This window comes from Pseudomonas sp. DCB_AW (assembly GCF_026240895.1).
GTDB classification, from domain to species: Bacteria; Pseudomonadota; Gammaproteobacteria; order Pseudomonadales; family Pseudomonadaceae; genus Aquipseudomonas; species Aquipseudomonas kermanshahensis.
Map to the genome: position 1 here is coordinate 23,695 of NZ_JAPFCE010000039.1, position 23,500 is coordinate 47,194.

At 58.9% G+C, this 23,500-nt stretch carries 19 protein-coding genes; 6 read left to right on the forward strand and 13 right to left on the reverse strand.

Annotated elements, in window-relative coordinates; genetic code table 11:
* Positions 1-10 precede the first annotated feature (10 nt).
* From brxC to OO306_RS19255, 7 genes are all read right to left on the reverse strand, one after another.
* Entirely contained in the window at positions 11-3,451 is a 3,441-nt protein-coding gene (brxC, locus tag OO306_RS19225; protein ID WP_265969626.1) for a BREX system P-loop protein BrxC, read from the reverse strand.
* Positions 3,452-3,465: 14 nt separating this feature from the next.
* A complete protein-coding gene (locus OO306_RS19230; protein ID WP_265969627.1) occupies positions 3,466-4,017 on the reverse strand; it encodes a BREX protein BrxB domain-containing protein in 552 nt (183 codons plus the stop codon).
* Entirely contained in the window at positions 4,004-4,801 is a 798-nt protein-coding gene (locus tag OO306_RS19235) for a hypothetical protein (protein WP_265969628.1), read from the reverse strand. Before OO306_RS19235 ends, OO306_RS19230 begins: the two co-directional genes overlap by 14 nt.
* Before the next feature lie 7 nt (positions 4,802-4,808).
* On the reverse strand, positions 4,809-5,735 hold the full coding sequence (locus tag OO306_RS19240; protein WP_265969629.1) for a WYL domain-containing protein: 927 nt from the start codon (positions 5,733-5,735) through the stop codon (positions 4,809-4,811).
* A gap of 86 nt (positions 5,736-5,821) precedes the next feature.
* Positions 5,822-6,130, reverse strand: a complete 309-nt coding sequence (locus OO306_RS19245; RefSeq protein WP_265969642.1) for a hypothetical protein — start codon at positions 6,128-6,130, stop codon at positions 5,822-5,824.
* On the reverse strand, positions 6,090-6,758 hold the full coding sequence (locus OO306_RS19250; protein WP_265969630.1) for an inovirus Gp2 family protein: 669 nt from the start codon (positions 6,756-6,758) through the stop codon (positions 6,090-6,092). The genes OO306_RS19245 and OO306_RS19250 overlap by 41 nt, the downstream gene beginning before the upstream one ends.
* 465 nt (positions 6,759-7,223) lie before the next feature.
* Positions 7,224-7,424 (reverse strand): AlpA family transcriptional regulator, encoded by a 201-nt coding sequence (locus OO306_RS19255; protein ID WP_265969631.1) that lies wholly within the window; start codon positions 7,422-7,424, stop codon positions 7,224-7,226.
* 805 nt (positions 7,425-8,229) lie between these two features.
* On the opposite strand from OO306_RS19255, the gene OO306_RS19260 reads away from it, so the two are divergent.
* Complete coding sequence (locus tag OO306_RS19260) at positions 8,230-9,093, forward strand: hypothetical protein (RefSeq protein WP_265969632.1); 864 nt, start codon at positions 8,230-8,232, stop codon at positions 9,091-9,093.
* Positions 9,094-9,475: 382 nt separating this feature from the next.
* Here the strand turns inward: OO306_RS19260 and OO306_RS19265 are convergent, their stop codons facing one another.
* On the reverse strand, positions 9,476-10,882 hold the full coding sequence (locus OO306_RS19265) for a PLP-dependent aminotransferase family protein (RefSeq protein ID WP_265969633.1): 1,407 nt from the start codon (positions 10,880-10,882) through the stop codon (positions 9,476-9,478).
* An 87-nt stretch (positions 10,883-10,969) separates the two neighbouring features.
* Between OO306_RS19265 and OO306_RS19270 the strand changes: the two genes are divergently transcribed.
* Positions 10,970-11,416, forward strand: coding sequence for a GNAT family N-acetyltransferase (locus tag OO306_RS19270; protein WP_265969634.1), 447 nt, complete (start codon positions 10,970-10,972; stop codon positions 11,414-11,416).
* Positions 11,413-12,033: an FMN-dependent NADH-azoreductase gene (locus OO306_RS19275; protein ID WP_085274248.1), complete on the forward strand. Its 621-nt coding sequence runs from the start codon at positions 11,413-11,415 to the stop codon at positions 12,031-12,033. The genes OO306_RS19270 and OO306_RS19275 overlap by 4 nt, the downstream gene beginning before the upstream one ends.
* On the opposite strand, the gene OO306_RS19280 is transcribed toward OO306_RS19275, so the two are convergent.
* The gene (locus OO306_RS19280) at positions 12,011-13,039 is read right to left on the reverse strand and encodes a S9 family peptidase (protein ID WP_265969635.1); all 1,029 of its coding nucleotides are present in this window, start codon (positions 13,037-13,039) and stop codon (positions 12,011-12,013) included. The two genes, OO306_RS19275 and OO306_RS19280, sit on opposite strands and share 23 nt — an antisense overlap.
* Positions 13,040-13,235: 196 nt before the next feature.
* Between OO306_RS19280 and OO306_RS19285 the strand changes: the two genes are divergently transcribed.
* Both OO306_RS19285 and OO306_RS19290 read left to right on the forward strand, forming a co-directional pair.
* Positions 13,236-15,035, forward strand: coding sequence for an ABC transporter ATP-binding protein (locus OO306_RS19285; RefSeq protein ID WP_265969636.1), 1,800 nt, complete (start codon positions 13,236-13,238; stop codon positions 15,033-15,035).
* A gap of 134 nt (positions 15,036-15,169) precedes the next feature.
* A complete protein-coding gene (locus OO306_RS19290) occupies positions 15,170-16,633 on the forward strand; it encodes an MFS transporter (RefSeq protein ID WP_265969641.1) in 1,464 nt (487 codons plus the stop codon).
* A gap of 16 nt (positions 16,634-16,649) precedes the next feature.
* On the opposite strand, the gene OO306_RS19295 is transcribed toward OO306_RS19290, so the two are convergent.
* From OO306_RS19295 to OO306_RS19310, 4 genes are all read right to left on the reverse strand, one after another.
* A complete protein-coding gene (locus OO306_RS19295; protein ID WP_265969637.1) occupies positions 16,650-17,240 on the reverse strand; it encodes a TetR/AcrR family transcriptional regulator in 591 nt (196 codons plus the stop codon).
* A 312-nt stretch (positions 17,241-17,552) separates the two neighbouring features.
* Positions 17,553-19,946, reverse strand: coding sequence for a TonB-dependent siderophore receptor (locus OO306_RS19300; RefSeq protein ID WP_265969638.1), 2,394 nt, complete (start codon positions 19,944-19,946; stop codon positions 17,553-17,555).
* Between the two features lie 164 nt (positions 19,947-20,110).
* Positions 20,111-20,578, reverse strand: a complete 468-nt coding sequence (locus OO306_RS19305; RefSeq protein ID WP_238215358.1) for a hypothetical protein — start codon at positions 20,576-20,578, stop codon at positions 20,111-20,113.
* A gap of 107 nt (positions 20,579-20,685) precedes the next feature.
* A complete protein-coding gene (locus OO306_RS19310; RefSeq protein WP_265969639.1) occupies positions 20,686-22,227 on the reverse strand; it encodes an MFS transporter in 1,542 nt (513 codons plus the stop codon).
* A 288-nt stretch (positions 22,228-22,515) separates the two neighbouring features.
* On the opposite strand from OO306_RS19310, the gene OO306_RS19315 reads away from it, so the two are divergent.
* Positions 22,516-23,376 (forward strand): LysR family transcriptional regulator, encoded by an 861-nt coding sequence (locus tag OO306_RS19315; RefSeq protein WP_265969640.1) that lies wholly within the window; start codon positions 22,516-22,518, stop codon positions 23,374-23,376.
* Positions 23,377-23,500 lie beyond the last annotated feature (124 nt).

Genomic DNA, 23,500 nt, shown 5'->3' on the forward strand with positions numbered 1-23,500 from the left:
TGTTCTGACCTTAGTGGAGGATGACCGGGCCCTGTTTCAGCGCCTGTGCAATGGCTAGCTTGGCATCTGCAAGCCAGGCTTCGATGTCTTTGTCAGTCTTGATGGTGCGGCTGGGCAGCTTGACAAACTGCGCCTTGGGCTCCATCAGCTCGGCTGCGGCAACCAACACTGCGTCGAAGCGGGAGTCGATGGCGGCCACACGGTCGGTGAAGGAAGACAGCGACAGACGATCAACGGTGGCTAGCACTTCTTCGGTGTTCCCCACCTGTACTTTCGGCGCGTCAGACAGCGTCAACTTTTGAGTGGCAAGCAGGCTATTGCGCTGCTCGGGCTCCAGTTGCTGCCAGTTGGTGTCGGCCTCTAAGCGCGCCATGCCCTTTTGGTGGCGGAGTTGGTAGTCGGTGTGCAAGTGGTTCAGCTCTTCACGCAGCAGCTGCGTGAGACTGCTCACCAGCGGCGTGATCGGATCGGGCTCGTCCAGCAACAGACGGTGCTGCTCCAGGTGCGTGATCTGCACCACTAAGATTTCGGCATCAGGCAGCCCACTGGCCTGGGCCAGCAGGCGCTTGAGGGTGCTCCAGGTGGGCAGACGCTTGTCGATGCGCTCGGCCAGATCGTTCCAGGTGTCAATTGCGGCACTTAGCTCGTCACGCTGGTTGTACAGCGCCAGCAGCTGCTCGTTGCCTGCGGTGAGGCGGATCTCTTCCAGCCCAGCGGTGGCCGGGCGTGCGGGGCGTGGGGCATCTCCCCCAGCACGGTTGGCCAGCTCTTGCGCGCTAACCAGAAATTGCGGCACATAGGCCAGCTCTTCGCCTTGCTTGGCGGTGAGGCCTACCTTCTGCAGCACCTTGCGGATCTGGATGCGCTGCGCCGCCGAAACGGTGGCGGACTCGACCTTGAACATGGTCTTGCCGATGACCTTGCGTTCCAGGTCCTTCGGGTCGATGGTTTGGCCTTTTTCGTCCTGGGCACGGATCAGCCCGGCCACCAACAGCACCTGCAAGCCGCCGTCCACCGCATCGCCCGGCCAGCCGTAGTCGCCGCCTTCGAAGTTCTTGCGGATGTCGATCCCTTTCTTGCCGCCGGCGATGAAGGCTAGGATGGCTTTGCAGACGGGGTTCTTAGCGGGTTCGCCATCGTCGCCCACGCTCTTGAGAGCATCCGGTGCGCCTTTTTGCGCCTTCTCGTAGACCTTCGACCAGCCAGCATGGTCAGCGATGTGGAATTGCGGGTACAGCCGCTGCAGCGCGTTGGTCGCCGCTTCCAGCGTCATGTCCTGCAGGTCGGTGCCCAGAATTTCGTTGCCGCCGCCTTGGAAGACACGCGCGCCAGATAAGGCCTCTTGCAGTAACTCGCGGATCTTGCCTTCAGCTGTCTGCTTGGTGGTCTCCATGGCCGATCGGGCCTCGGTGCCCTCGGCGGTGTTGGGCACTCCACGCTTGTCCAACGTGGCGCTGGCAGCTTTGAAGTCGATCAGGTAATGGCGCAGGTCGTCGGCCGAGCGCTTGGGGATGAACACGAACACAGTCGGCGAATGGTTGCCCGCCTGTCGTGCATCGGCGCGCACCGAGTTTTCATCGATACTCCAGCCGTCGCGGACCCAAACGCAAACCTTCTCATTGGCATCACCTGGCAACTGCGCATCGAACACCGGGAAGATATCGCGCGAGACCTTGGACGAGCCCTGGGTGAGCGACAGCTTGCGCACCATCTCGCCGAAGCGGCGGCGGATGCGGTCGTCACGCTCGGCGTCTACCCGGTGGGCCTCGTTGGCCAGGCTGTTACATTGGCTGAGGAATTCGTCGTTCCAAGCGGAACTTTCCTCGGTCTGGATGCGGTACTCGTCGCCAACCTTCATCAACAGCTCGCACTTGTCGAGCAGGCTCGGGAGCTTGCTGCGCAACGCGCTAGAGCCTTGGGTGAGGTCCTCTACCATCAGATCGGCCAGGGTATCGACAGTGGCGCGAATGCCGATTTCGTTGTTGCTGCTAGCCAGCTTGTTGATTAGGAACACCAGGCCACAGGCGCGGCCCATCAGGCGCTGGTCGTCGGTGCCTTTGGCCCAGACCATGGTCTTCTCATGGACCTTGCGCGGCAGGATGCGGGACTGCTGCAGCTTGTCGGCCGCATCGAAGTAGAGGTAGTCCGCTGGTACCACGCTGCCGACTGGTGCGTCCACATTGGTCTGGATGACCTTGTGGATCATCGAGAGCTGGTTGCGCAACTGGCTGTCGGTGCCGGTCTGGTCGAGCACGCGCAGGGCATTCTCCCAAAAACGGCGACGCACCGGGAGAATGGGGTAATCCTGCGGGAAAAACTGGATGTCGTCCGGGTGATGACCGATGGTGGTGCCAGTCAAGTGGCGCGAAATCTCGCCCAAGTTGGTTTGCATCACCTTTTCCAGCGGAGCCTTGGCCTCGGGTTTCTTGGCCAGGATCACTTGGCGAATCACCGCATCCACGTCGGCATCCGACAATTCGACGCGTACCGTGAATCGGCCTTCGAGCTTTTTCAGGTTGGATGTGCCAGTGACGGCGGTCTGGCCGGTACCGATGAACAGCAGCTTGGCGCCGATGTTTTTGGAGCAGGCCTCGACCACTTCCTGCACGTCGATAGAGCGCTGGCTGCTTTCGTCGATGTACTGCTGCACCTCGTCCAACACCACTAGGGTGAGCGGGAACTTGCCGTCGCGGGTGAGGGCCTGCTTGATGGCCTTGAGCATGTCGCTGCTGGATACATCCTGCACATAGGGATACAGGTTGTTCAGGGTCTCGACGCAGGAAGCCGCCGACGTGAAGAGGTTAGGCTTGGCTTTGACCAGAGCCGCGTGCAGGCCCTCCGCCACATAGAAATTATCCAACTCTTCTTCCCAGTCATGCCCTCCCTGCTCGACATAGCCACGCACCGTGTCGTAGATGTTCTCGTGTTTGAGCCACATGACGAATCGTGCCACTGGGTACTGCTCTGGCAGTCCGACCGAATTGAAGAGAATGCCGAGCAGCGCCATTCGGGCTGACTTGTCACGCGATTTCGAACCAAGCGTGCCTGATGCTGCGTGAAGACCACCATGTCGTTTGGCTTGGGTACTTAGTTCCTTGAGCTGATCGTTCACGCTTTGCGGCAGCGTCGCAAGACCGCGCGCAGTGGCGCCGTCGTCGAACTGGCTGTCCATCCAAAGCGCGCGCAACATCTTCACCAGGTGCGACTTTCCCGAGCCATAAAAGCCGCTAACCCACACGGCAGGCTGTTGCGCCTGCTCGATGTTCTTGAGATAGGTTTCTAAGATGTGGACTAAGCCCTTCTCGTACTGCCCATCGCAAACAAAGGTGTCCAATTCGTACCGCAGCACGGAAAGTGCTTCATTGGTTTTTTCGTCATTGACGCTAGCTACACCCTCGTTAACTAACTTACGGGTCGACGGATCTTTTTGGTAGATGTCGCGATTGAGCATGAGCTTCCCCTTAATCAGAATTCTTTGTCTGCGGTGATCGGCACGGCTAGGTAGTTCCAGCCGTCGTACCCATCCAGCAAGCGGTAGTTGTTGTGTTCGTAGCTGCCAGGGAAGAACACCAGCAGGCGGCCCTTCACCTTCGGGGCAAGCTTGTCCACGACCTCTTTGACCTTCAGGAAGCCGAACAGAGATCCCACGCCCTGGAGCGCCACGACAAAGTCCTTGCTAACGTTCTTATGCTGCAGGAAGGCCTCGAACTCGGTTTCGATATGGCTGAGGTACTTGGGCAGCAGCGTGGACAGCAGGTTGGGCTTTTGGAAGTAACTCTTGGCGTAACGCTGGGACGCCATCCAGTTGGGGAACGAGTCCGTCAGGTCGAACAAGGCCCAGTCATGGCCTGCGGCACGGGTAGCAATCTCAAACTCGTCTACTTTGGCTCGAAGGCGCAGCTCTTCCGTCTCTTGGTAGACGCAGAAGATGACGCGCTGAGCGGCAGCCGCATCATCCCGCCATGGCACAGCCACGTACCTGCTGTAGGACTGAGTCAATCGCTTAATTCTGCTCACGTAGCCACTCCATTTCCTGCGCAGTGATTAGGTTCGGGAAAAGCACCTCGACCACCTGGCCGACGCGCTTGAGCGAGATCCAGCCCCGGCGCGAGGCGTCCTCTGCTAACTCGATCGTCTTTTCGAAGGAGCAGTCGAGCATCCGGGTGTAATCACTCTTGAACAGCGACTCGCCCCGCAGACCGCTTACGTAGCCCAGAAGCAGTGCCAAGGACACCGTGCCTGGCGTCGATACCGCGCGGGCGCGCACTTTGCGGACGCGACCAGCCAGGTGGCCCGATTGGGTCCAGGAGGAGTTGATGTTCTGCGCGGTGGACTTTAGCGTGGCCTTGCTGAAGCGCTCCGGTTCTTGAGCGTCGATGAACTCTTCCATCGCCTCACGGGCAACGGTGGCCCCTTCTTGAAAACCGAGGACAAAGGGGGCGGTGGCTCGAAGAATGGAGTCGCGTGAGTAAGCGCACAGCGCCGCCAACAGTGGCTGCCCATCCACATCACGCAGCCAGAAGAAACGCAGTGCGCGGAACACCAGCAAATCTGGGTCCAGCGCGTAGAGGTCGGCCAGGTGCCGGAAAGTCAGCGTCCGCGTTTTGCCCGAACGCTTGCCGAGGCAATTGGCAGTCTGGATTGCTTCGAGATACTCGACCTTTGCGGCGTCGGCCTTGTCCACATAGGACAACAAGGCGCGCAATTCGACTAGCATCATTGTCCGGGCGGTATGGACCCCGCCGCGTTCGAAACTGAACCCAAGGCGCTGCAACTTATTCTGCTTGTACTCTACTTTCACTTTAAGGTCAGTCCTGCAGTTCAGCCGGCATCGGCGCCGATTCGTTGTTGGTCGGAGGGCAGTAGCCAGGCGCCAACACAGCATTCTTGACGCCATAAAGCGCCAAGTGATCTTTCAGCCATAGCCTGAATTCGGGACCGTTAAGACTGTGGTCAGATGAGCAGTCCACACTCCACTGCCGCAGAATGTATCCAGCTGTAGCAGCCCGTAATTTCACACGTAGAGATCCGCGAACCATTCCATAGTCCATCTCTGTGATCTCCGGACGAGGTTGATCGGGGTGGGGCACCATCTCAAGCTCGACAATCCGGGTCCATTGAATATCCTGGTCGCTACGCTCATGGGGCTGCACCTCGGCCCCCCTCATTAAAGTCGGGTGTCTGATCCGGGTAATGACGAAGTCCCGGAATTCCCGAGACTTTCGATCAAATCCGCGGACATGCCAACGCAGGCCGTTATCGATCAACGCAAACGGGACAATCTCACGTTTGGTACGGCCACTGGAGATCGAGTGGTACTCGATGCTAATCGGAGATTCGTGGTGGATCGCCCGTGTCACGCTCGCTAGGACATTTAGATCCGGATGAGTGAGCCGTGACGGGCTTTCGCTGGCAACCCATGCTTTGAGTAGCATAGGTTCACCATCGCCGAAGCCTTGGGTCAACCATGACAGCACGCGCTCGGAGGGAAAGTCGAAGACGCGCTGAAAGTCCGGTCCAAGGATGTAGGACTTGCCTTTGGGGTCGTAGTCAATGTTGCCGGGGGCCAACTCCTTATACAACGCCAGGTCCCTCGACGCAGCGGCTGACTGAGTGCCAAACCGAATTACTAGATCCTGGCGGCGTATCTCCCCGATGAACCACACGCGCAGCTCCACAAACGCGAGCCGGTCGCGTTGTGGCTGGGTGAGACTTTCAAGCCGTTCGTTGGACATCGTAGCTGGCTCACTTAGTTTATCGACTGCTTTTGCACATCATACTGAATAGCATACCAAGACTATTTTAACCGGCTAGCAGCACATTATAAATCTGTAATTGTAATCATTTTGATGAGTATTTTCGCAATGAGAGCCCCCTCCCGGCTCTGCGTTTTGGCGAAAAGTCGATGGATAGGTGCACTAGCGTAGTGAACGATGAAAGTTCGAAACATGCCCATTGAGCCGTGAGAATTGGACCAGCTCATGATCGCAGCCGCATGCTTGCCGCTGCGCAACGATCCAGTAAAACGCCAGATCTTGCGACCAAGTGCCCACGGCCAAACGTGCTGCTCTAGCTGGCGTTTAGTAAAGCTACCCCTTACTGGCATCAAAGCTTCGCTGGCGATCTCCATACGATTTCGTAGCAGACTTGCACAGGTAGCTGGCACGGTAGAACAGATCCGGCAGCACGTCCTCATCGCCTGCACGCACATACCTATCTACTCGGTATTCCGCATTACGGGGAATCTCAACCAGCCCATCAACTTGATTGTCAGCCAGGCCCAAGGCACTGGCCCATGCTTCTTGCATGCGGCTGATCATATTGTCAGCTTCAGATCGCAGCCGTCCAACCGTGTAGTAGGCATCTCGATTGAGCACGATCAGCAGGTGGTAGTGTGGTCGCCCTCCCCATCCCACTTCTCTGGCCCAAACGTAGCGAACCTTGCAGTCATGAGCGCATGGACTCCGCTCACAGGCCTTGTCACGGTTGTACTTGATCTTCGCCTTGAAGGACTCAATGAAGTCGCTGATGACTTTGTTCCTGTATGCATGGTCAGGTAGATCTATTCCGACTGGCAGACGGAGATCCACTCTGTAGGCCAATATCCTGGAGTACTGCTCAAGTGCCAGATCAATGGTGTGTTTCAAGCGGGACAGGTATTGCCGGACGAAGGGGCCTTTCTCAATCATCACTGGTAGGCCTTCAAAGGTGTCGTCGTGGTGCAGGCGGAGGTTGGTGTTCTCGGGATGACGAAGCATGGTTACTACTCACTGGGCTTAGGTTCATAACCAGCGCCCAGTGTGTATTTTTTTATTCACAACCTTGTAGGACATGACCTACTGGCTTTGGGAGCCAGTGGCTCCATGCATAACGGTACCAACCCTGCGGGTAGTGAGGCCTACTAAAAGCATAATACCCACACCGAGAAAGCCCGCTCCAGAAAACGGAGGGAACTGAGACCCGACTGCTCCCGCCACGCTTGCATATTGACTCCGCTATTACTCGGGTAAAAAACTATTCCCTGATCCGGCTTGAAGCCCAGTAGGCCGAGGCAATGGGAAGCAAAACTGCCTAGTGTATGTGGAGAATTTCCAAGCAATCCCGGCAAGAGCTGCTGCGCTCCGGGCCGGCAAGGTCCAGCCGGCATAACCGCCATGACCGGCTTGCAGCCGGTCATGGCGGTTATGCCTAGCTACTAGATGTCCTTACCTCAGACTTATAGATCATGCTGCAGCATGCCCGGCCAGGTCGCGTTCATCGATCCTTGCCAGGATCCAATCATGCACCTCGCTTTCAACCCAGCCAACGCAACGGTCACCCAGTGGGACCGGCTTCGGGAAGCTGCCCTCCCCGATGTACTTGTAGATGGTCGACCGTGCCAGACCGGTCGAGTCGATGACTTCTTTCAGACGGATGATCCTCATGAACGGGCTCCTCTCGTATCGTTCAGAGGATTCGCAAGGTCTGTAAATAAATACTCACCACGCCTACTGCTTAAATCTGACCGCCCAGGCTTCGCAGAAAACCCCATCAGAACGGCATAGCCTGAGCCGCTCTGCTGAAGAGTTATTAGCCTAAAACTCGACCAACGCCTCTTAGCTCAGAATCAACCGCCTCAAGCGCAGACTCAAGCTTAGGGGGCTTCGCCAATATATTGGGCAGGATATAGGCGACGAATCAATTCGACCTGCACAGAGCGCTAACTACCTCTGCACTCTCCCGACTTCGGCCACCACCTTTGCCATACGCTAAAGACTCAATCTCGTTCAGTCAGTCGCTCGAAAAACCACGCACGCTGTGCGCCCCGCGCTTCGACCAATTTACGAGCGCAACCTATAAGCATCAGTAGCACGCGCTGACAACCTCGCCGCCACTCGATATCAGCACCCACGAGCCCCATTCTTACTAATAGGCTTAACGCTACATGCGCCAACGAGTCCAGGAATGCAATAAAAACGTTACTTACGCCCCGCCTAAAAATCCTTATCGACTTACACGGCGAAAGAACGAAGCGCTGAAAAACAACAATTTATGGCTACAGAGCCCAGAATTACTGACTATCATCAGATTTATTATCTCTAGAATACCATTAGAATATTTATAGAATAATTATTGATCAACCATAGAAACCAAGTAGAACGCACGTAGAATTCACATATAAGTCCATTAGAATAAAACCAAATGAATAGCAAATTTCTTTTGTTTTATAAATTGTGATAGATAAAGACTATGAAAGAGACTTTTGTTGTTGATGAAAGCGGGGTTGACGAGCTGAGCCATCTGCTCACGGGGCCACGACAAACCACTCGTCATGACATCTGGCTATGGCTCTACCTGGACGATTACGAAAATGCCGGCTTCGATCCCGCCACGTGCAACGGCATTACTATGAGAGACACCATCGCCGGTTTTCTGAAGAAAAATACCGACAACCTTGAGACGATAAACTCGAAGAAAGATCGGTTCCTGATTCCAGATATCTACCTCAAGTGGATTGAGGAGGATGAACGCCAATATCACTGGCTACTTGGCAGAATAAAAAACATCACTGAGTCGAGACTGCCTCGGGGGCTGGTACACCTCACCGGCAGAAATCATCTCATCGCCATGCTCGATCTCTGGAATGTCGAAATTGGAAAGAAAGCAGGCGAAATCGAACGGCTTCGCGACCACTGGCTTAGCCATAGGGCTAAGGACTGTGATTTCGAGTGGTTCGAAGACAAAAAAGATGGCAACAAACGCTGCAAGTGCGCATGGGAATGGCTGGAGAAGAACCCTCCATCCATATTTAAGAGGCCACCTCCTATCAGCAACTACAAAGAGCTGCTCATGTACTTCGATGAAGCGGAGCACGGGCCTCATGAGCAGAAAGCTATCATCCAAGGCATCAAGAAGCGATGGAGCCGTAAGCAGTTCGATGAGCGCGCAGCAGACAAGAAGCAGGTTAATGTCATGCTATCGAAAACCGCGATCGAGCTACTCGATACGCTGGCAAAAAAGCACGAGCTGAAACGAGCTCAAGTCTTGGAGCTTCTGATAACGACGGAGTCTGAGGATGGCCTGTACTTCACAGGCAGGCTGAAAGGCGGCTAGGAAAACTACCTTAGGTGATGGAACCAGCCGGACACCCTCCCTCTACACCGCCACCCCAAAGCCTTGGTATTCCAAATGGTATTCCAAAGAATCTTTTAACCAATATTTTTTATTTTAAATCAATTACTTAGGCTATCAATTCAGATTACCCCGGCCCATAAATCCTAAGAAGAAGACGCCCTCGGCTAATGCAAGTCAGTTAGGGCCAATGTGGCCGCTGCGCGGCCCATCGCAGGCAAGCCAGCTCCTACAGGGGTAGCGTATTTCATGTGAATCTCGCTCACCTTTAGGAGCTGCAATGGGCTGCACAGCAGCCCCAATTACAGCCGATGACGCCTAACCGACTGGCATTACGCCCTCGGGCGTCTTTTTTGCGCCTGGATCACCCCCGAATAATCCGTTCCAACCGATCCGCCACCCCCACCGCCTCCTCCGCACTAACAATATTAGTAAACCCAAGCACCAACCCCTGCCTACGCCCCCCCTCCATATACCACTGCGACAACGGCTCAACCGCAACCCCAACCGCCCGAGCACGTCGCGAAATCTCCCTATCGTCCCCTTCACAAAGCCACGCGACCAAATGCATGCCCCCCGCCTGAGTGTCAATCAACAGCCGCCCCCCAAACTGCGCCTGCAACGCCTCAACCAACCACCGCCGCCGAACCCCATAAAGCCCACGCATCTTCTTCAAATGCCGCGCAAAATGCCCCTCCTGCAAAAACACACTCACAGTCGCCTGCAACACCTGCGGGCAGTGGTTATGCAGCCGGTCCGCCTGCCGGGCAAACGCCTCGCTTTGCTCCGCCGGCACCACCAGATAAGCCAAGCGCAACCCCGGAAACAGCACCTTGCTAAAGGTACCGGTATAAAGCACGCGCCCCTGCTGGTCGAGGCTCTTGAGCGCGGGCAAGGGCTTGCCTTGGTAGCGGTACTCACTGTCGTAATCATCTTCGATGACCCAGCTACCGCGCTGGTTGGCCCAGTCCAACAGCGCCAACCGGCGCGGCAGTGACAGGGATACACCCAGTGGGCTCTGGTGGGTCGGCGTAACCACGGCGAAGCGTGCGTCGGGGGCTCGGGCAATGCCTTGCGCGACGTCGAGCCCGTCTTCATCCACGGGAACCGGCACCAACTGTGCGCCAGCCTCCAGCAGGGCATTCCTGGCCATGAAATACCCTGGCTCTTCCATCCAGCACCCATCGCCTTGGCGCATTAACGTGTGGCTGATGAGGTCGAGGCACGCACGATAGCCTGCACACACGAACACCTGCTGCGGGTGGCAGGTAATGCCCCGTGAAATGCCCAGGTAGGTGGCGATGGCCGCGCGCAACGGGGCATGCCCTCGTGGGTCCGGGTAGACCAGCCCTTCAAGGCCAGCCTGGCGCAGCTGGCGGCCTGCCAGTCTTGTCCAGAGTTTGCGGGGGAAGGCGTCCAGCGCCGGTAGGCCCATCTGCAGGGCTAACGGCTGCGCCCCTGAATGGGTGGGCTGATACGCCGTCGAGGCCACCGGGGGGTGGTGCGTGGGTGAGGACATGGGTGGCAGTTGCGGTGTGACCACCGTGCCGGCGGCGCCGCGCGCGGTCAGGTAGCCCTCCCCCATCAGCAACTGATAAGCCGCTTCGACCGTACCGCGGGCCAGATTGAGCTCTGCCGCCAACGCGCGTACCGCCGGTACTCGGTCACCGGGGCGCAAGCGGCCATCGGCAATGGACTCACGAAAGCGCAGATACAGCTGACGGTAGATCGGCACCGAATGGCCGCGATCCAGCTTGATAGGAAGCATCATGGCCCAGTCATTTATGTATTTTATGGCCCTGCAGCTTAAGCCATTGCCGCACTAAGGTCAGCTATCACTCTACAGCGGACAATGGTCATGAATTACACACTGCAGCACCTCGAAGACTTGGAAGCCTTTCAGGCCAGTTTTGACCTGATGCGGGTACTGCGGCCGCACCTCACCCACCTGGATGCCTATGTCGATCAATTGGCCCGGCAGACTGGGCAGGGTTACCGTTTGCTGGCCGCCTGGGACGGTGAACAGGTCGTCGGCTTGGCCGGTTATCGCGAGCTGGAAAACCTGCTCTACGGGCGCTTCCTCTACGTGGACGATTTGGTGGTACGGCCTGATGTTCAGCGCAGCAGCCTGGGTACCTGGCTGTTGAGCGCTGTTCGGGAAGAGGCCGTACGGCGCGGTTGCGCCCACTTTGTGCTGGACACTGGGCTGCATATGCCGTTGGCCCATCGCTTCTATTTCCGTCAGGGGCTGCTGGCTCACGGCATGCACTTCACACAGAACCTTCAAACAGAGAACCCAGCATGAACAATGTGCTCTTGATCAATGCCAGCCCGCATGGCCACGTATCCCATGCCAATCAGTTGGCAGTCGAGTTAGTGGCAACGCTGCGCCATCGGTATCCGCGGCTTGAACTGGTCGAGCGCGACCTGGGCCGGTATCCGCTGCCGCCGCTCGACATGGACTATGCCCATGCCCTGGCGACCCCCACGCCGTTCGACTCACCGGTGTTCGAGCACTCGGAAGCGCTGATCGGCGAGTTGGAACGCTGCGACATCCTGTTCATTGCCACCCCGATGCACAACTTCACGCTACCCGCTGCGCTCAAGCTCTGGGTCGATTACGTCCTACGTATTCACCGGACATTCCGCTCAACCCCTGAAGGCAAAATCGGCCTTCTGAAACAGCGTCCGGTGTACGTGTTGGTGGGCTCAGGTGGTTTTCACCAAGGCGAGTCAGCGCGGCAACCGGACTTTCTGACGCCTTACCTGCACCAGGTACTGAATACCCTCGGGCTGCTCCATCCGCACTTCACCTACCTGCAGGGCTTGGTATTCGGTGATGAGGCGGTGCGCTCAACGCTTGAAGCTAGCCGTGCTCGGCTGGCACAGGAGCCTCTGTTCAAAGACCTGCTGGGCGCTTGATCCAGTCACTGATGAACGCCAGCGTGCCGGGCGCATAGGCGTGACGCCCAAGCGCCACGAACAGATACTGCTTCCATATGGGCCATTGCGAGACCAGCTGATAATTGAATAGCTCAGCCCTTAACAAGCTATGCGTGGCGTTGGGGACTAGGACAACTTGCCTTCCACTGGCACCAGAAAATAACGCCTTGTAGACGTTCGAGTCTTCGGCCGCATTGACATTCACATCCTGCGCGCCCCAAACCGCCAGCACCGGCCCTTTCATGGTTTTCAATGCTGGCGTCACGTCTTCGTTGTAATTTTTGATCACGAAATTGAAGCGGTCACGGTCCATCTCGGCAAAACCATCAGGGGCGTTCTGGTCATTGGGATGGCCGAATACCTTGTCGTTCTTTTCGTACTCCTCCCGCACCTCCACTTCAACTTCAGCTGGCGTGCGTCCCTCGCCCGCCAACCGCAACCCGGTGTAGTACATGCCCTGGCGTCGCCAGTTTACCGCCCCGCCGATAATTACCGAGAAGTCAGGGTCCCCTTCACTGGCGGCCCGCGGTATCACCCAGCCACCTTGGGAGAACCCTAGAAAACCAACACTACGCCCAGCTACACGAGGTTCTTCACGCACACGTGCCAGTGCGGCCAGCGCCTCAGCAGCGCGGTCTGACATGGACTGGTTGAGCCAATTGCCGCCGCTTTCCCCTATGCCCTGTTTGTCCCAGGTAAACACACCCACCCCCGCGTCGAGCAGGCTATTGATTAGCGGTAAATACCCACGGGATGCGAAGCGGTCCATAGGGCCGTCACCGTGAATGAGCAGCACGACAGATTGCACATCCATCGGCAATACCAACGTTCCGACCACGTCCACGTCACCCGAGCGAAACTTCAACGTAGAGACTTGCGCATCGTTGAGCTCAAAGTCGGATAGGTTCTGGACAACAAACACGGCCAGCCCCAGCAGCATCGACAGGCCACCTGCCAAAGCCAGCATCCCTAATTTTCTTCGCACGCCAATCCCTCCTTGTACCGGCGCAAGCAGCCCGGCTCATCCCATTGCGATTTATAGACTAAGCACTTAGTCTAGAATACGCTCGCACAGAGTGAATCGTCCAGGGCGCCGCAGCGGCCTCGGCACAGGGAAATCGATACAAGGAACGCTCACCGAGGGTGAGCAACCATTCAGCGCCTACAGGGCCGGAACAAAAATGACTGAACATGGCACAGCAAAAGCCGACACCTACCATGACCTTGCCGCCAAGCATGTCTCGGCAAGCCGGATCATCGCGCTGTTCGTTCCCTATAAGATGCAAATCGCGCGGGTCATCTGCCTGATCCTGGTGTGTTCCGCGATCGGCATGGCGTCCCCTTTTCTGCTGCGGGCGATCATTGACGAGGCGTTACCTGACGCCAACATGCGCCTGCTGGTGTACCTCGCGGGTGGGCTGATTGGCGTTGCCGCGCTAACGGCAGGGCTGAATACGTTGCAGATTGTCATGTCGACGAAAATCGGCCAGTCGATCATGCATGACCTGCGCGTGAGGCTTTACTCACACCTGCAATCGCTCTCGCTGTCGTTCTTCACAGCAACACGCTCTGGCGAAATCCAGTCACGCATCGCCAGCGATATCGGTGGCCTGCAAACGCTCGTTACCCACACAGCCAACGAGTTGGCGCGTAACTTCAGCATCGTGGTGATGACCACCATCGCCATGTTTCTACTCGACTGGCGGCTTGCGCTGTTTTCGATGATTGCGGTGCCGATCTCCATCCTGCTGAGCGACCGCGTCGGCAAGCTGCGGGAAAGCATTACCCACGAACAACAGGTACGCCTTGGCGATATGTCTGCAGCGGTTCAAGAGTCGCTGTCGATTTCGGGAGTGATCTTGGCGCGTACCCTTGGGCGCGCAGCACATTTGACCCAACGCTTCACGCGTACCTCGAAAGAAGTCGCAAGCCTTGAGGTCCGCTCCCACACTGCAGGCGAGTGGCAATGGCAATTGATCCTGCTGATGTTGTCGATGTTCCCGGCCCTCACGCTTTTGCTGGGCGGCCTACTGATGAACGCTGGCGTTCCAGCGACTATCGGCACGCTGGTGGCGATGATCGCCTTGCAGGAGCAGTTGCTCTGGCCACTGGAAGGGCTGCTGGAGATAGGCCGCGAAATGCGCACCACCCGCGCCTTGTTCACCCGTGTTTTCCAGTACCTCGACCAGCCCGTGGAGATCACCGAAAAACCCGATGCCATCACGTTGGACCGGCTGCACATGCAAGGCGCAGTGCAACTGAAAAACGTCAGCTTCTCTTACCCTGCCAACCTGCAACCGACGCTGACTGATGTATCAATCGATATTCCTGCCGGCTCCAGCGTCGCCATCGTAGGTTCGACAGGGTCGGGGAAGACCACGCTGGGTTATCTGCTGGCGCGTCTTTACGATGTCTCGGCCGGTGAAATCCGCTATGACGGCGTGGATGTACGGACGCTGAGTTTTGAAACGGTGACCGATCTGCTGGGTGTCGTTACACAAGAACCTTATCTGCTGTACGCCTCGGTGGCGGAAAACCTTCGCTTCGCAAAACCAGGCGCCACCGATGAAGAGTTGATCGCAGCTGCCAAGATTGCGCAGATCCACGACAGCCTGTCGGCCCTACCCCAAGGGTATGACACGCTGGTTGGCGATCGCGGATACCGGTTCTCAGGGGGTGAAAAACAGCGCCTTGCGCTCGCGCGCACCATCTTGCGCAACCCTCCGATCCTGCTGCTCGATGAAGCGACCAGTGCGTTGGACACAAAAACCGAACGCGCCATGGAAGTTGCCCTGGCGGCCCTGTCAAAAGGCCGAACCACCATCACCATTGCACATCGCCTGTCCACCATTCGCCATGCTGACCAGATCGTCGTTCTGCAACATGGCCGCGTTGTTGAATGCGGCACGCACACCGAGCTGGAGAGCCTCAACGGTGTTTATGCGGGGCTCATCGCCAACATGAATTCAAATGCCGCTTGACCTCAGCTTAACCTGAGGTTTTATAAGGGTGGTCGGTTTGCCTTCGCAAACCCTACTCGCAATGGCGGGTGAACTTACGAAGTGGAGCCGACATGAACAAGCATCACGCCTCACCTGATTCAGGTTCGCAACCCATGCCAGAACGGCACACGCCTGTGGATAACCGCCCGGCCAGTGCAGGCTGGGCTGCCCTGCTGTCAGGCACCAATGGCGTGCGCTCGCTCGCCTTGGCTGGGGGCGTCGTGCTGCATGCGATCAACGTCTACATTGCCACCACGATCCTGCCTTCAGTGGTCAGGGACATCGGCGGCATCGACTATTACGCGTGGAATACCACGCTGTTCGTCGCTGCCTCAATCCTTGGTTCGGCATTGTCGGCGCGGTTGCTTGGCGGTGCGGGGCCGCGAGGCGCCTACATCATCGCCACACTGGTGTTTGCCAGCGGCGCGCTGCTGTGTGCGTTTGCCCCATCGATGCCGATCATGTTGGCCGGCCGCCTGGTTCAGGGGCTCGGCGGAGGGTTTTTGTTCGCCCTCTCCTACGCCATGATCCGGCTGGTTTTCGATGAAGCGTTATGGCCGCGGGCAATGGCGCTGGTTTCGGGCATGTGGGGGGTGGCGACGTTGGTCGGCCCGGCAGTCGGCGGTATTTTCGCCGAGCTCGGCGCCTGGCGCGCCGCGTTCTGGTCACTTATCCCCGTTGCCGTGTTGTTCGCACTGCTGGCGGCCGTTGTGCTGCCCAAGCGCACCGATGAACGCGTTGGCCGCGCGCCGCTGCCACTGGCCCAATTGCTGTTTTTGACGTTGGCAGTGTTGGCCGTTTCGGCCGGCAGTGTCTTGCCTGGCCTGCTCTGGAACATCGCCGGGCTGGGCGCCGCCGTTATCTTCACCGCGCTGCTGATGGGCACGGAAAGCCGCTCACGCCATAAGCTGCTGCCGACAGGTGCTTTCAGCGTCACGTCTGCGTTGGGCGCACTGTATGCGACGATGTCGCTGCTGGCCGTCGCCGTGACCAGTGGCGAGATTTTCGTGCCGCTGTTCCTTCAGGTGCTTCACCATCAATCCCCCCTCGCCGCCGGCTATCTTGCCGCGCTCATGGCTGCCGGGTGGACCCTCGGCTCGCTTGCCAGTGCTGGGGCGAGTGACAACGGCGTCAGGCGCGCCATCCTCGCCGGCCCGATCCTTGGGTTGGCCGGGATGGTGACGCTTGCCGTTCTGATTCGAGCCGAGAGTGCAGGTGGCTGGCTGACGATCACGCCCATCTGCCTGGCCCTGGTCGCCATCGGGTTGGGGGTGGGCCTGGCTTGGCCGCACCTGCTGACCCGCGTGTTTCAGGTCGCGTCAGCTGGCGAGCAGGGCTTGGCTGCAGCGTCCATCACAACCGTGCAACTGTTTGCCACAGCACTCGGTGCGGCGCTGGCCGGCATGGTGGCAAACCTTGCCGGGCTGACGGACCCAGGCGGTATCGTGGGTACGGCCAGCGCTGCAGCTTGGCTGTTTGGCGTGTTCGCGTTGGCGCCCCTGTTGGCCTTGTTTGCGGCCCAACGCGTGGTCCGGCTGCACGCCCAATCCATGGGGCAACCGGCCTGCAATCGCTAGAACGGCGCGCGACGGTTTATTCGAGAAAGCGCCGGATCATGCGCATCAACGTTGGCGTATAGGCTTTGGGCTTGAAGTCCCGGTCCAGCACGGAGCGGGAGACTGCACCGTCAATGAGTGCAATGAGCCAGGTGGCAGCGATCTTCGGATCCAGGGATGCATCGATCTGACCTTGGGCGATCCCCCGCCGCAGAAGCGTTACCAGGTCGCCCTTGATCGAAGCCTCGCTGGCCGCGAACAAGGTGGCCATCTCGGGGTTGCGCATGCTTTCGGCAACGACTTCGACCCCGATCTTTGCGTAGAGAGGGTCGGCGCACTGTTTGAGGAGGTCTTTGGCCAATCGCTCGATTGCCAGAATGGCATCGGGCTCTTCGGCAAGTTGGGCGAAGCGTTCGCTCATTTCGCGCCGGTCTTCCTCCACAATGGCCTCGATCACGGCCTGTTTGTTGGGGAAGTAGTGGAACAGGTTGCCTGGGCTCATCCCCGCAGCTGCACAGATTTCGTTGGTCGAAGTGCCGCGAAAACCTTTCTCGGCAAAGCACGCCACAGCGGCTTCGAGGATGTGCTGCAGCTTGGCCTGGTGTTTCTGAGGATCGACTTTTCTCATGCTTTCTCCGTGGATGCAGGTGCCGACCTGCAATCCCACTCGTTAGATCGACTACTTAGTCTCTCATTGGAAAAAGCGTCTACACAAGGATGTTGGCAATGCCCGCCATACGGCGTAATGCTGTTCACTTAAGAATGCCGGTGCCGCTCCCACACCGACCGCGTTATACCCCTATTTACAAGGCATGCGCGAACATTGTGGGAGCGGCCTTGTGCCGCGATGGGCCGCAAAGCGGCCCCAATACAGGCGATGGATAACTTAAGTGAACAGCATTACGCCATACGGCGGGCACTTCACAATCCAGAAATCGCCTTACCAGCTATAACTCAACTTGGCTGTGACTTCACGCCCCGGGTTGTAATAGTTCGCCGTCCCCGACCCCACCACATGCTGCTCATCAAACAGATTGCTCACATTCAGCGCAAGGTCGGTCCCCTTGGCAATCTTGTAATTCAAAGCCGCATCAAACAGCGTGGTCCCATCGCTTTTCTTGGTATTGGCCGCATCCATGTAATACCCGCCCACATACCGCGCCCCCAGCCCAACGCTCACGTCAGTATCAGGAATGCTGTAGTAACTCCAAAGCGAGGCAGAATGCTTCGGCGCCGTGGTGAACTCTTTACCCTTCAGCGACGAGCCGTCATACAACGACCCACGCAGCACTTCAGACTCCATATACGAATAAGCCCCGATCACGCTGATGTCTTGCGTCACCTGCGCCTTGGCTTCCAGGTCCAAGCCGCGCACGCGAGACTCACCCACCGTCTGCTGTTCGATGATGCCGCTCGGCAACACCACGGCAATGGTGACGTTCTCCTGCGTCAGGTCATAAATGGCTGCAGAGAACAACGCATCCATGCCCATGGGCGAATACTTAATGCCCACTTCGTACTGCCGGCCCGTTTGCGGGGTAACGCCAACCTGCGGCGGGGAAACGGATTCCACCATGCTCACGTAGGTCGACACTTCATCGTTGACGATGTAGGTCAACGCACCGCGGTAAGAGGTTTCGGAGAAGCTGTCGTTTTCACTCGAGGCGCCGCCGATGTATTCCTTGCTGGACAAGTCCATGGAGTCGTTACGCACACCTGCGGTAGCAATGACGCGGTCGTAGAACGACAAGTTCTGCTGCAGGAAAACAGCCTTGGTCGTGGCGTCATTCTTTTTGCGGGTATACGGCGAGATATCGCCCGGCACGCCGGTGAAGATTGGGTTGGCGATATCGATGGAAGGCGCCAGGCCGTAGACGGAGCTTTGCTTGGTGGTGGAGTCGAGGTACTCCACACCCACCAGGGTGCTGCTGTCGATGTGCTCGAACTGGGCATCGTATTGCAACATCAGGTTGCCGTTGAGTTGGTCGGCATCGCTGTCGGTACCAAACACGTAGCGTGGGATCGTGGTGCCAACACGCGTAGGGCTGTCGCTCAGGTAGGCGTAGCCGAAGTCATCGCTCAGCTCGCTGTAACGCAGGTTGCTGCGCAGCACGAAGCCGTTGTCGAAGTCGTGGGTGATGTTGCCGCTGAGGCTGGTGCGCTCGACGTTGTGGAAGTTGTAGCTGGGCTCACCGTAAAAATCGCTGCGGTCGTATTCCTTGTCCAGCGGGTAGCCACCGCTGTTGGGCGAGCTGTCGGTTTTCAGGTAGTCCAGGATGACGGTGGCCGAGGTGTAGTCGGTCGGCGCCCAGGTCAGGCCACCCATCACGAAGCGGTTGTCGTCTTGCGAGTGGTCGTACTCGCGGTCGCTGTTCTGCATCTTGGCGGTGAAGCGACCGGCGACGGTTTTTTCGTCGTTCAGCGCATCGCCAACATCGATGCCGGTCTCGGCATGGTCGTAGGAGCCGTAAGTGACGTAGCCCTGGCCGAACTGCTCGAAGCGGGGCTGTTTGGTCACGAAGTTCACCGAGCCACCGGGGTCGGCCGGGCCGAACAGGGTGGAGTTGGCGCCGCGCAGAATTTCGATGCGCTCGTAGGCGTAGGGGTCTTCGCGCACACCGCGCATGGAGCTTAAGGTCAGGCCGTCGCGGTAGGTGGTGGCCTGGAAGCCGCGGATCTGGAAGTAGTCGTTGCGGTCGTCCGAGCCGTAGAAGTCGCTGATGACGCCTGGGGTGTAGAGCAGGGCCTCTTCGGTGGTGCTGACGCTGCGCTGCTCCATTTCCTTGCGGGTAACCACCGACACCGACGCGGGCGTGTTGAGGATGCTGGTCGCGACTTTGCCACCCACCCACAGCTCTTTGGCGACCACCGAGTCGGCGTCGTCGTCAGCGCTGGCCTTAACCTTGGCATTGATGATGACGGGCGCCAGGCGATAGTCCTCGGTCGCGCCAAGTTCGAGCGGGCCGGCAGGCTTGGTTTGCGGAATGATCAGGTAGGCATTCGGGCCTTGCTGCTCTGGCTGCAACTCGGTCCCCTGCAACAATGACGACAGTGCTGCCGGCGTCTCGAGCGTGCCTTGGACGCCTTGGGTCGTGCGGTTGCCGATGCTCTGCGCATCGTAAGACAGGCTGATGCCCGCCTGGCGCGCAAAGCGGTCGAGCGCCGGCGCCAGCGGGCCCCCCGGGATGTTCCACTGCTGCAGTTGGTTGTTGTGATCAGTGGCCAAGGGTTGCGCAAGCGACGGCAAGGCATAGCTGCTGACAACCAACCCCAAGAAAGCGCCGTGCAGGGCACGATTGAAGGGGTGGCGCTGTGGAACCGGGGTCGAACTCATTTTCTCGCTCCGTGGAGTGCTGGCAGACTGGCCTGTATTCCGGCCTTCTCTACAGGCCGAACGAGAATGAGAAAACACCTCATTTATTTTCAGGTTTCTGCGCAACACACGTCACACGCGCGCTATTGAGCCTCCCACACCGCCGTCCAGGCTTACCGTGCGCCCTATTCCTGCGTTGACTGTGCCCCGTCGTCGCGGTCATTCAACTTCAGAATGTGCGCTTTGATGGAAGTACCCGCCAAGCTGACGAACGTCATATAAAAGTCCTTACCCAGATGCAGCAATGGCGAGCCTTTCAAGGATTCGGCGGCAGCCTTTATTGCAAATACCCCGAACTGTTCCGAGATGATTTCGACGCTGCGCGCACGCTTGGAGGGCTCGTCATAGGGCTTCTGATACCAAGTGGCGATTTGGTAGTCGACATCTTCTCGTTCAAACACCGCATAGACATGGCTGACCAGGGCTATGCTGGTTTCGCGAATCAAGCCAGGGTCGACATTGTGTTGTTCAAGCAGCGCTTCGATGGGCTGGTTCATGACAAACAGCAGGTCTGCATTCGTATAACCGGGCATCGGAGGGAACACGCCGGGAGGCAGTTCGATGGTTGGGGCAGTTACGTCGTCATTGTGCATGTGAAGCTCCTTCTTCAGCCTGAATTGGCGCGCAGTCAATGACATTTGCCAATTGAATTAGTTGCGCGTCAAGAAGAAACAATCGCATTGCGCCCGAGGCCTCATCACTAGCCTTCGGTTAAACGTGCATCCTGCAGGGCCGGCAGGGGTCGGCTCAGTAACACGCCGACCAGCACCGCGAACAACAGCGCCGCCACGCCCGCCACGTGCAACACGGCTTCAAACCCTCCGATGAAGGCCTGGCGGGCCAAGGGCGCCACTGCCTCACGCAGGCCAGGGTCCAGCACGGCTAAAGCCGCCTGCAGGTCGCCCGCGGCAACGCGCGTGGCCATCGTGGCAACCTCGCCCAAATGCGCGGGCGCCACGGCGGCCACGGCCTCGTGCAGCAGTTGGCCGCTACGGGCCGCGAGCACGCCGCCGAGCACACCGATGGCCAGCACGATCGCGCCAAAGCGCGTGGTGGTGCTCAGCCCCGAGGCCATGCCGGTACGCTCACGGGGCACGCAGGCCATGATGTTTTTCTGCGTGTCGCCATTGAGCAGCCCTGCCCCCGCGCCCAGCACCACGCTGGCCAGGGCAAAAGCGCTGTAGCCGCCGTAGCCAGCGGCCCAGGCACACAGCAGGTTGCCCGCGCCCACCAGCAACAGGCCGAGGGCGAACACCTGGGCCGGGCTCAGGTGAGTGGCCAAGCGCATGCCCAGGCGGGGTGTCAGCAGCATGGCCACGGCGAACGGCAGCATCCCCGCCCCTGCCGCCAGGGCCGACAGTTGCAGGCCGTTTTGCAGGTAGAGCGGCAGCAGGGTCATCATTACTTGGGCACAGGCCGCGTAGCCGAACATGCCCAACAGGGCACCCACAAAACGCCCGCTGCGCATCAGCCGCAGGTCGATCATCGGCCGTGTCTGGCTGCGTTCGACCATGATGAACAGGCCGAACAGGAATGCGCTGATCAGCAGCCGCGCCAAGGTCTGGGCGCTGCCCCAACCGGCTTGGTTGGCGTCAATCATTGCCCAGATCAGGTAGCCCAGGCTGCCTGCGAAGGTCAGGCTACCCCAGGGGTCGAGGCGTGCTGCGGCGCTGTCGCGGGACGGCTCGACGCTGCGCAGTACCATCACAGCCAGCACCGCCACCAATGGCAGGTTGATGTAGAAGATCCAGCGCCAGCCCAGCGTGCTGGCGATCACCCCGCCGAGCAGCGGCGCGAAGGTGATGGTGGCGCCCATGCAGGCGCCCCAGAAGGCCCAGGCGCGCAGGCGTTCCTGGGGTTCATGGAAGCGGTGGCCGATGGCCGCGAGTGCCGAGGTCAGCAGCATGGCAGCGCCGATGCCCTTGGCTGCTCTGGCCAGGTTGAGGAACATTAAGCTGGGGGCTGCGCCGCAGGCCAGCGAGGCGATGCCGAACACCGCCAGGCCGATCAGCAGCAGGCGGCGTCGGCCAAAGCGGTCGGCCAGGCTGCCGGCGGGCAGCAGGCAGGCGGCGAAGGCCAGCAGGTAGGCGCTGACCACCCATTCGATATCGGCGAACGCGCCGGACAGGTCGCGGGCGATGCTGGGCAGGCTGACGGCGACGATGTTGGTGTCGAGGATGATCAGTGCGCAGACCAGTGAGGCGGTGAGCAGGGTGAAGCGCGGGGAAGCAGGCGTGGGCATGGCGAGGCTCCGAAGGCGGGCTGGTTGTCATGGGGCCTGGTGTCATTCAGTGGCATTGCACGGACCTGTGGGAGCGGGTTTACCCGCGAACACCGGCAAAGCCGGTGCCATATACCGCGTCACCTTCTTCGCGGGTAAACCCGCTCCCACAGGGTCTATATCACGGGCACCAACGATACCTTTGCCGACATGGCACCAGCCTTGTAGTGTTGTCCTCACCCTAACGCCATCAGCCCCACGGCTTGTTAGCCACAGTGGCCCGCGTCATTAGCTTGCAGGTAACACCGCATGGAAATCCGCCATTTCCGCTACTTCCTCTGCGTCGCCCAGCACGGCCATTTCACCCGTGCCGCAGAACAGCTGGGCATCGCTCCGCCTACCCTCAGCCGGCAGATCCAGGACATGGAACGCGAGCTGGGCGTGCGCCTGTTCGAGCGCAGCCAACGCGAGGTGAACCTCACCGCTGCAGGCCAGGCATTGCTGATCGAAGCCGAACAGGCCGTACGCCAGTTCGATGCCGCACAACTGGGCGCGCAGCGTGCAGGGCGCGGCGAAAGCGGGCGTATCGAAATGGGCTATGTGGCCTCTGCCGCGTATTCGGGCATGCTGCAGCGGCAGGTGACCGGCTTTAGCGAAAGCCACCCAGACGTACGCCTGAACATCCGCGAGCTGCCAATGCTGGAGTTGCCTGGACAGGTGCGCGATGGCCTGCTCGACCTCGCCTACGTGCGCTCGCCGATGGAGCTGCCGGAAGAACTGGAAGCCATCGCCCTGCACCAGGAAGGTTTCGTTCTCGCCCTGCCTGCCAACTCGCGGATCAATGAGTTGCCACAGATCCCGGCATCACGCCTGGCCAATGAGACCTTTATCCTCCCCGAGCAGATTTCCGGCACGCTCGAAGTCTCGGCACAAGGTGGTTTCGTGCCACGGCTCGGCCCGCAACCCGGCAGCCTGGTCGCAGTAATCACTTTGGTTTCGTTGGGCCAGGGCATCGCCGTGGTGCCGGAGTCGGTCGTGCAGCGCATCAGCCTGGCGCAGGTGAATTACCGGCGTATCGCCGATTGCCAGGCCAGCTCATGGCTGAGCCTGATTCATCGGCGTTTCGAAAAGGCACCTGCGGTGATCAGGTACATCGAGATGATGCGCTGATCCCCCGCAGTAAACGTCTCACCCCATCGCCTGTATTGGGGCCGCTTTGCGGCCCATCGCGGCACAAGGCCGCTCCCACAATGTTCGCGCATGCCCTGTAAATAGGGCATAACGCGGTCGGTGT

What these genes read in the sequence shown, in the direction of transcription:
- brxC (WP_265969626.1), bottom strand. Translation starts at nt 3,451, where the DNA reads ATGCTCAATCGCGACATCTACCAAAAAGATCCGTCGACCCGTAAGTTA.
- OO306_RS19240 (WP_265969629.1), bottom strand. Translation starts at nt 5,735, where the DNA reads ATGTCCAACGAACGGCTTGAAAGTCTCACCCAGCCACAACGCGACCGG.
- OO306_RS19245 (WP_265969642.1), bottom strand. Translation starts at nt 6,130, where the DNA reads ATGGAGATCGCCAGCGAAGCTTTGATGCCAGTAAGGGGTAGCTTTACT.
- OO306_RS19250 (WP_265969630.1), bottom strand. Translation starts at nt 6,758, where the DNA reads ATGCTTCGTCATCCCGAGAACACCAACCTCCGCCTGCACCACGACGAC.
- OO306_RS19255 (WP_265969631.1), bottom strand. Translation starts at nt 7,424, where the DNA reads ATGAGGATCATCCGTCTGAAAGAAGTCATCGACTCGACCGGTCTGGCA.
- OO306_RS19260 (WP_265969632.1), top strand. Translation starts at nt 8,230, where the DNA reads ATGAAAGAGACTTTTGTTGTTGATGAAAGCGGGGTTGACGAGCTGAGC.
- OO306_RS19265 (WP_265969633.1), bottom strand. Translation starts at nt 10,882, where the DNA reads ATGATGCTTCCTATCAAGCTGGATCGCGGCCATTCGGTGCCGATCTAC.
- OO306_RS19270 (WP_265969634.1), top strand. Translation starts at nt 10,970, where the DNA reads ATGAATTACACACTGCAGCACCTCGAAGACTTGGAAGCCTTTCAGGCC.
- OO306_RS19275 (WP_085274248.1), top strand. Translation starts at nt 11,413, where the DNA reads ATGAACAATGTGCTCTTGATCAATGCCAGCCCGCATGGCCACGTATCC.
- OO306_RS19285 (WP_265969636.1), top strand. Translation starts at nt 13,236, where the DNA reads ATGACTGAACATGGCACAGCAAAAGCCGACACCTACCATGACCTTGCC.
- OO306_RS19290 (WP_265969641.1), top strand. Translation starts at nt 15,170, where the DNA reads ATGCCAGAACGGCACACGCCTGTGGATAACCGCCCGGCCAGTGCAGGC.
- OO306_RS19295 (WP_265969637.1), bottom strand. Translation starts at nt 17,240, where the DNA reads ATGAGAAAAGTCGATCCTCAGAAACACCAGGCCAAGCTGCAGCACATC.
- OO306_RS19300 (WP_265969638.1), bottom strand. Translation starts at nt 19,946, where the DNA reads ATGAGTTCGACCCCGGTTCCACAGCGCCACCCCTTCAATCGTGCCCTG.
- OO306_RS19305 (WP_238215358.1), bottom strand. Translation starts at nt 20,578, where the DNA reads ATGCACAATGACGACGTAACTGCCCCAACCATCGAACTGCCTCCCGGC.
- OO306_RS19310 (WP_265969639.1), bottom strand. Translation starts at nt 22,227, where the DNA reads ATGCCCACGCCTGCTTCCCCGCGCTTCACCCTGCTCACCGCCTCACTG.
- OO306_RS19315 (WP_265969640.1), top strand. Translation starts at nt 22,516, where the DNA reads ATGGAAATCCGCCATTTCCGCTACTTCCTCTGCGTCGCCCAGCACGGC.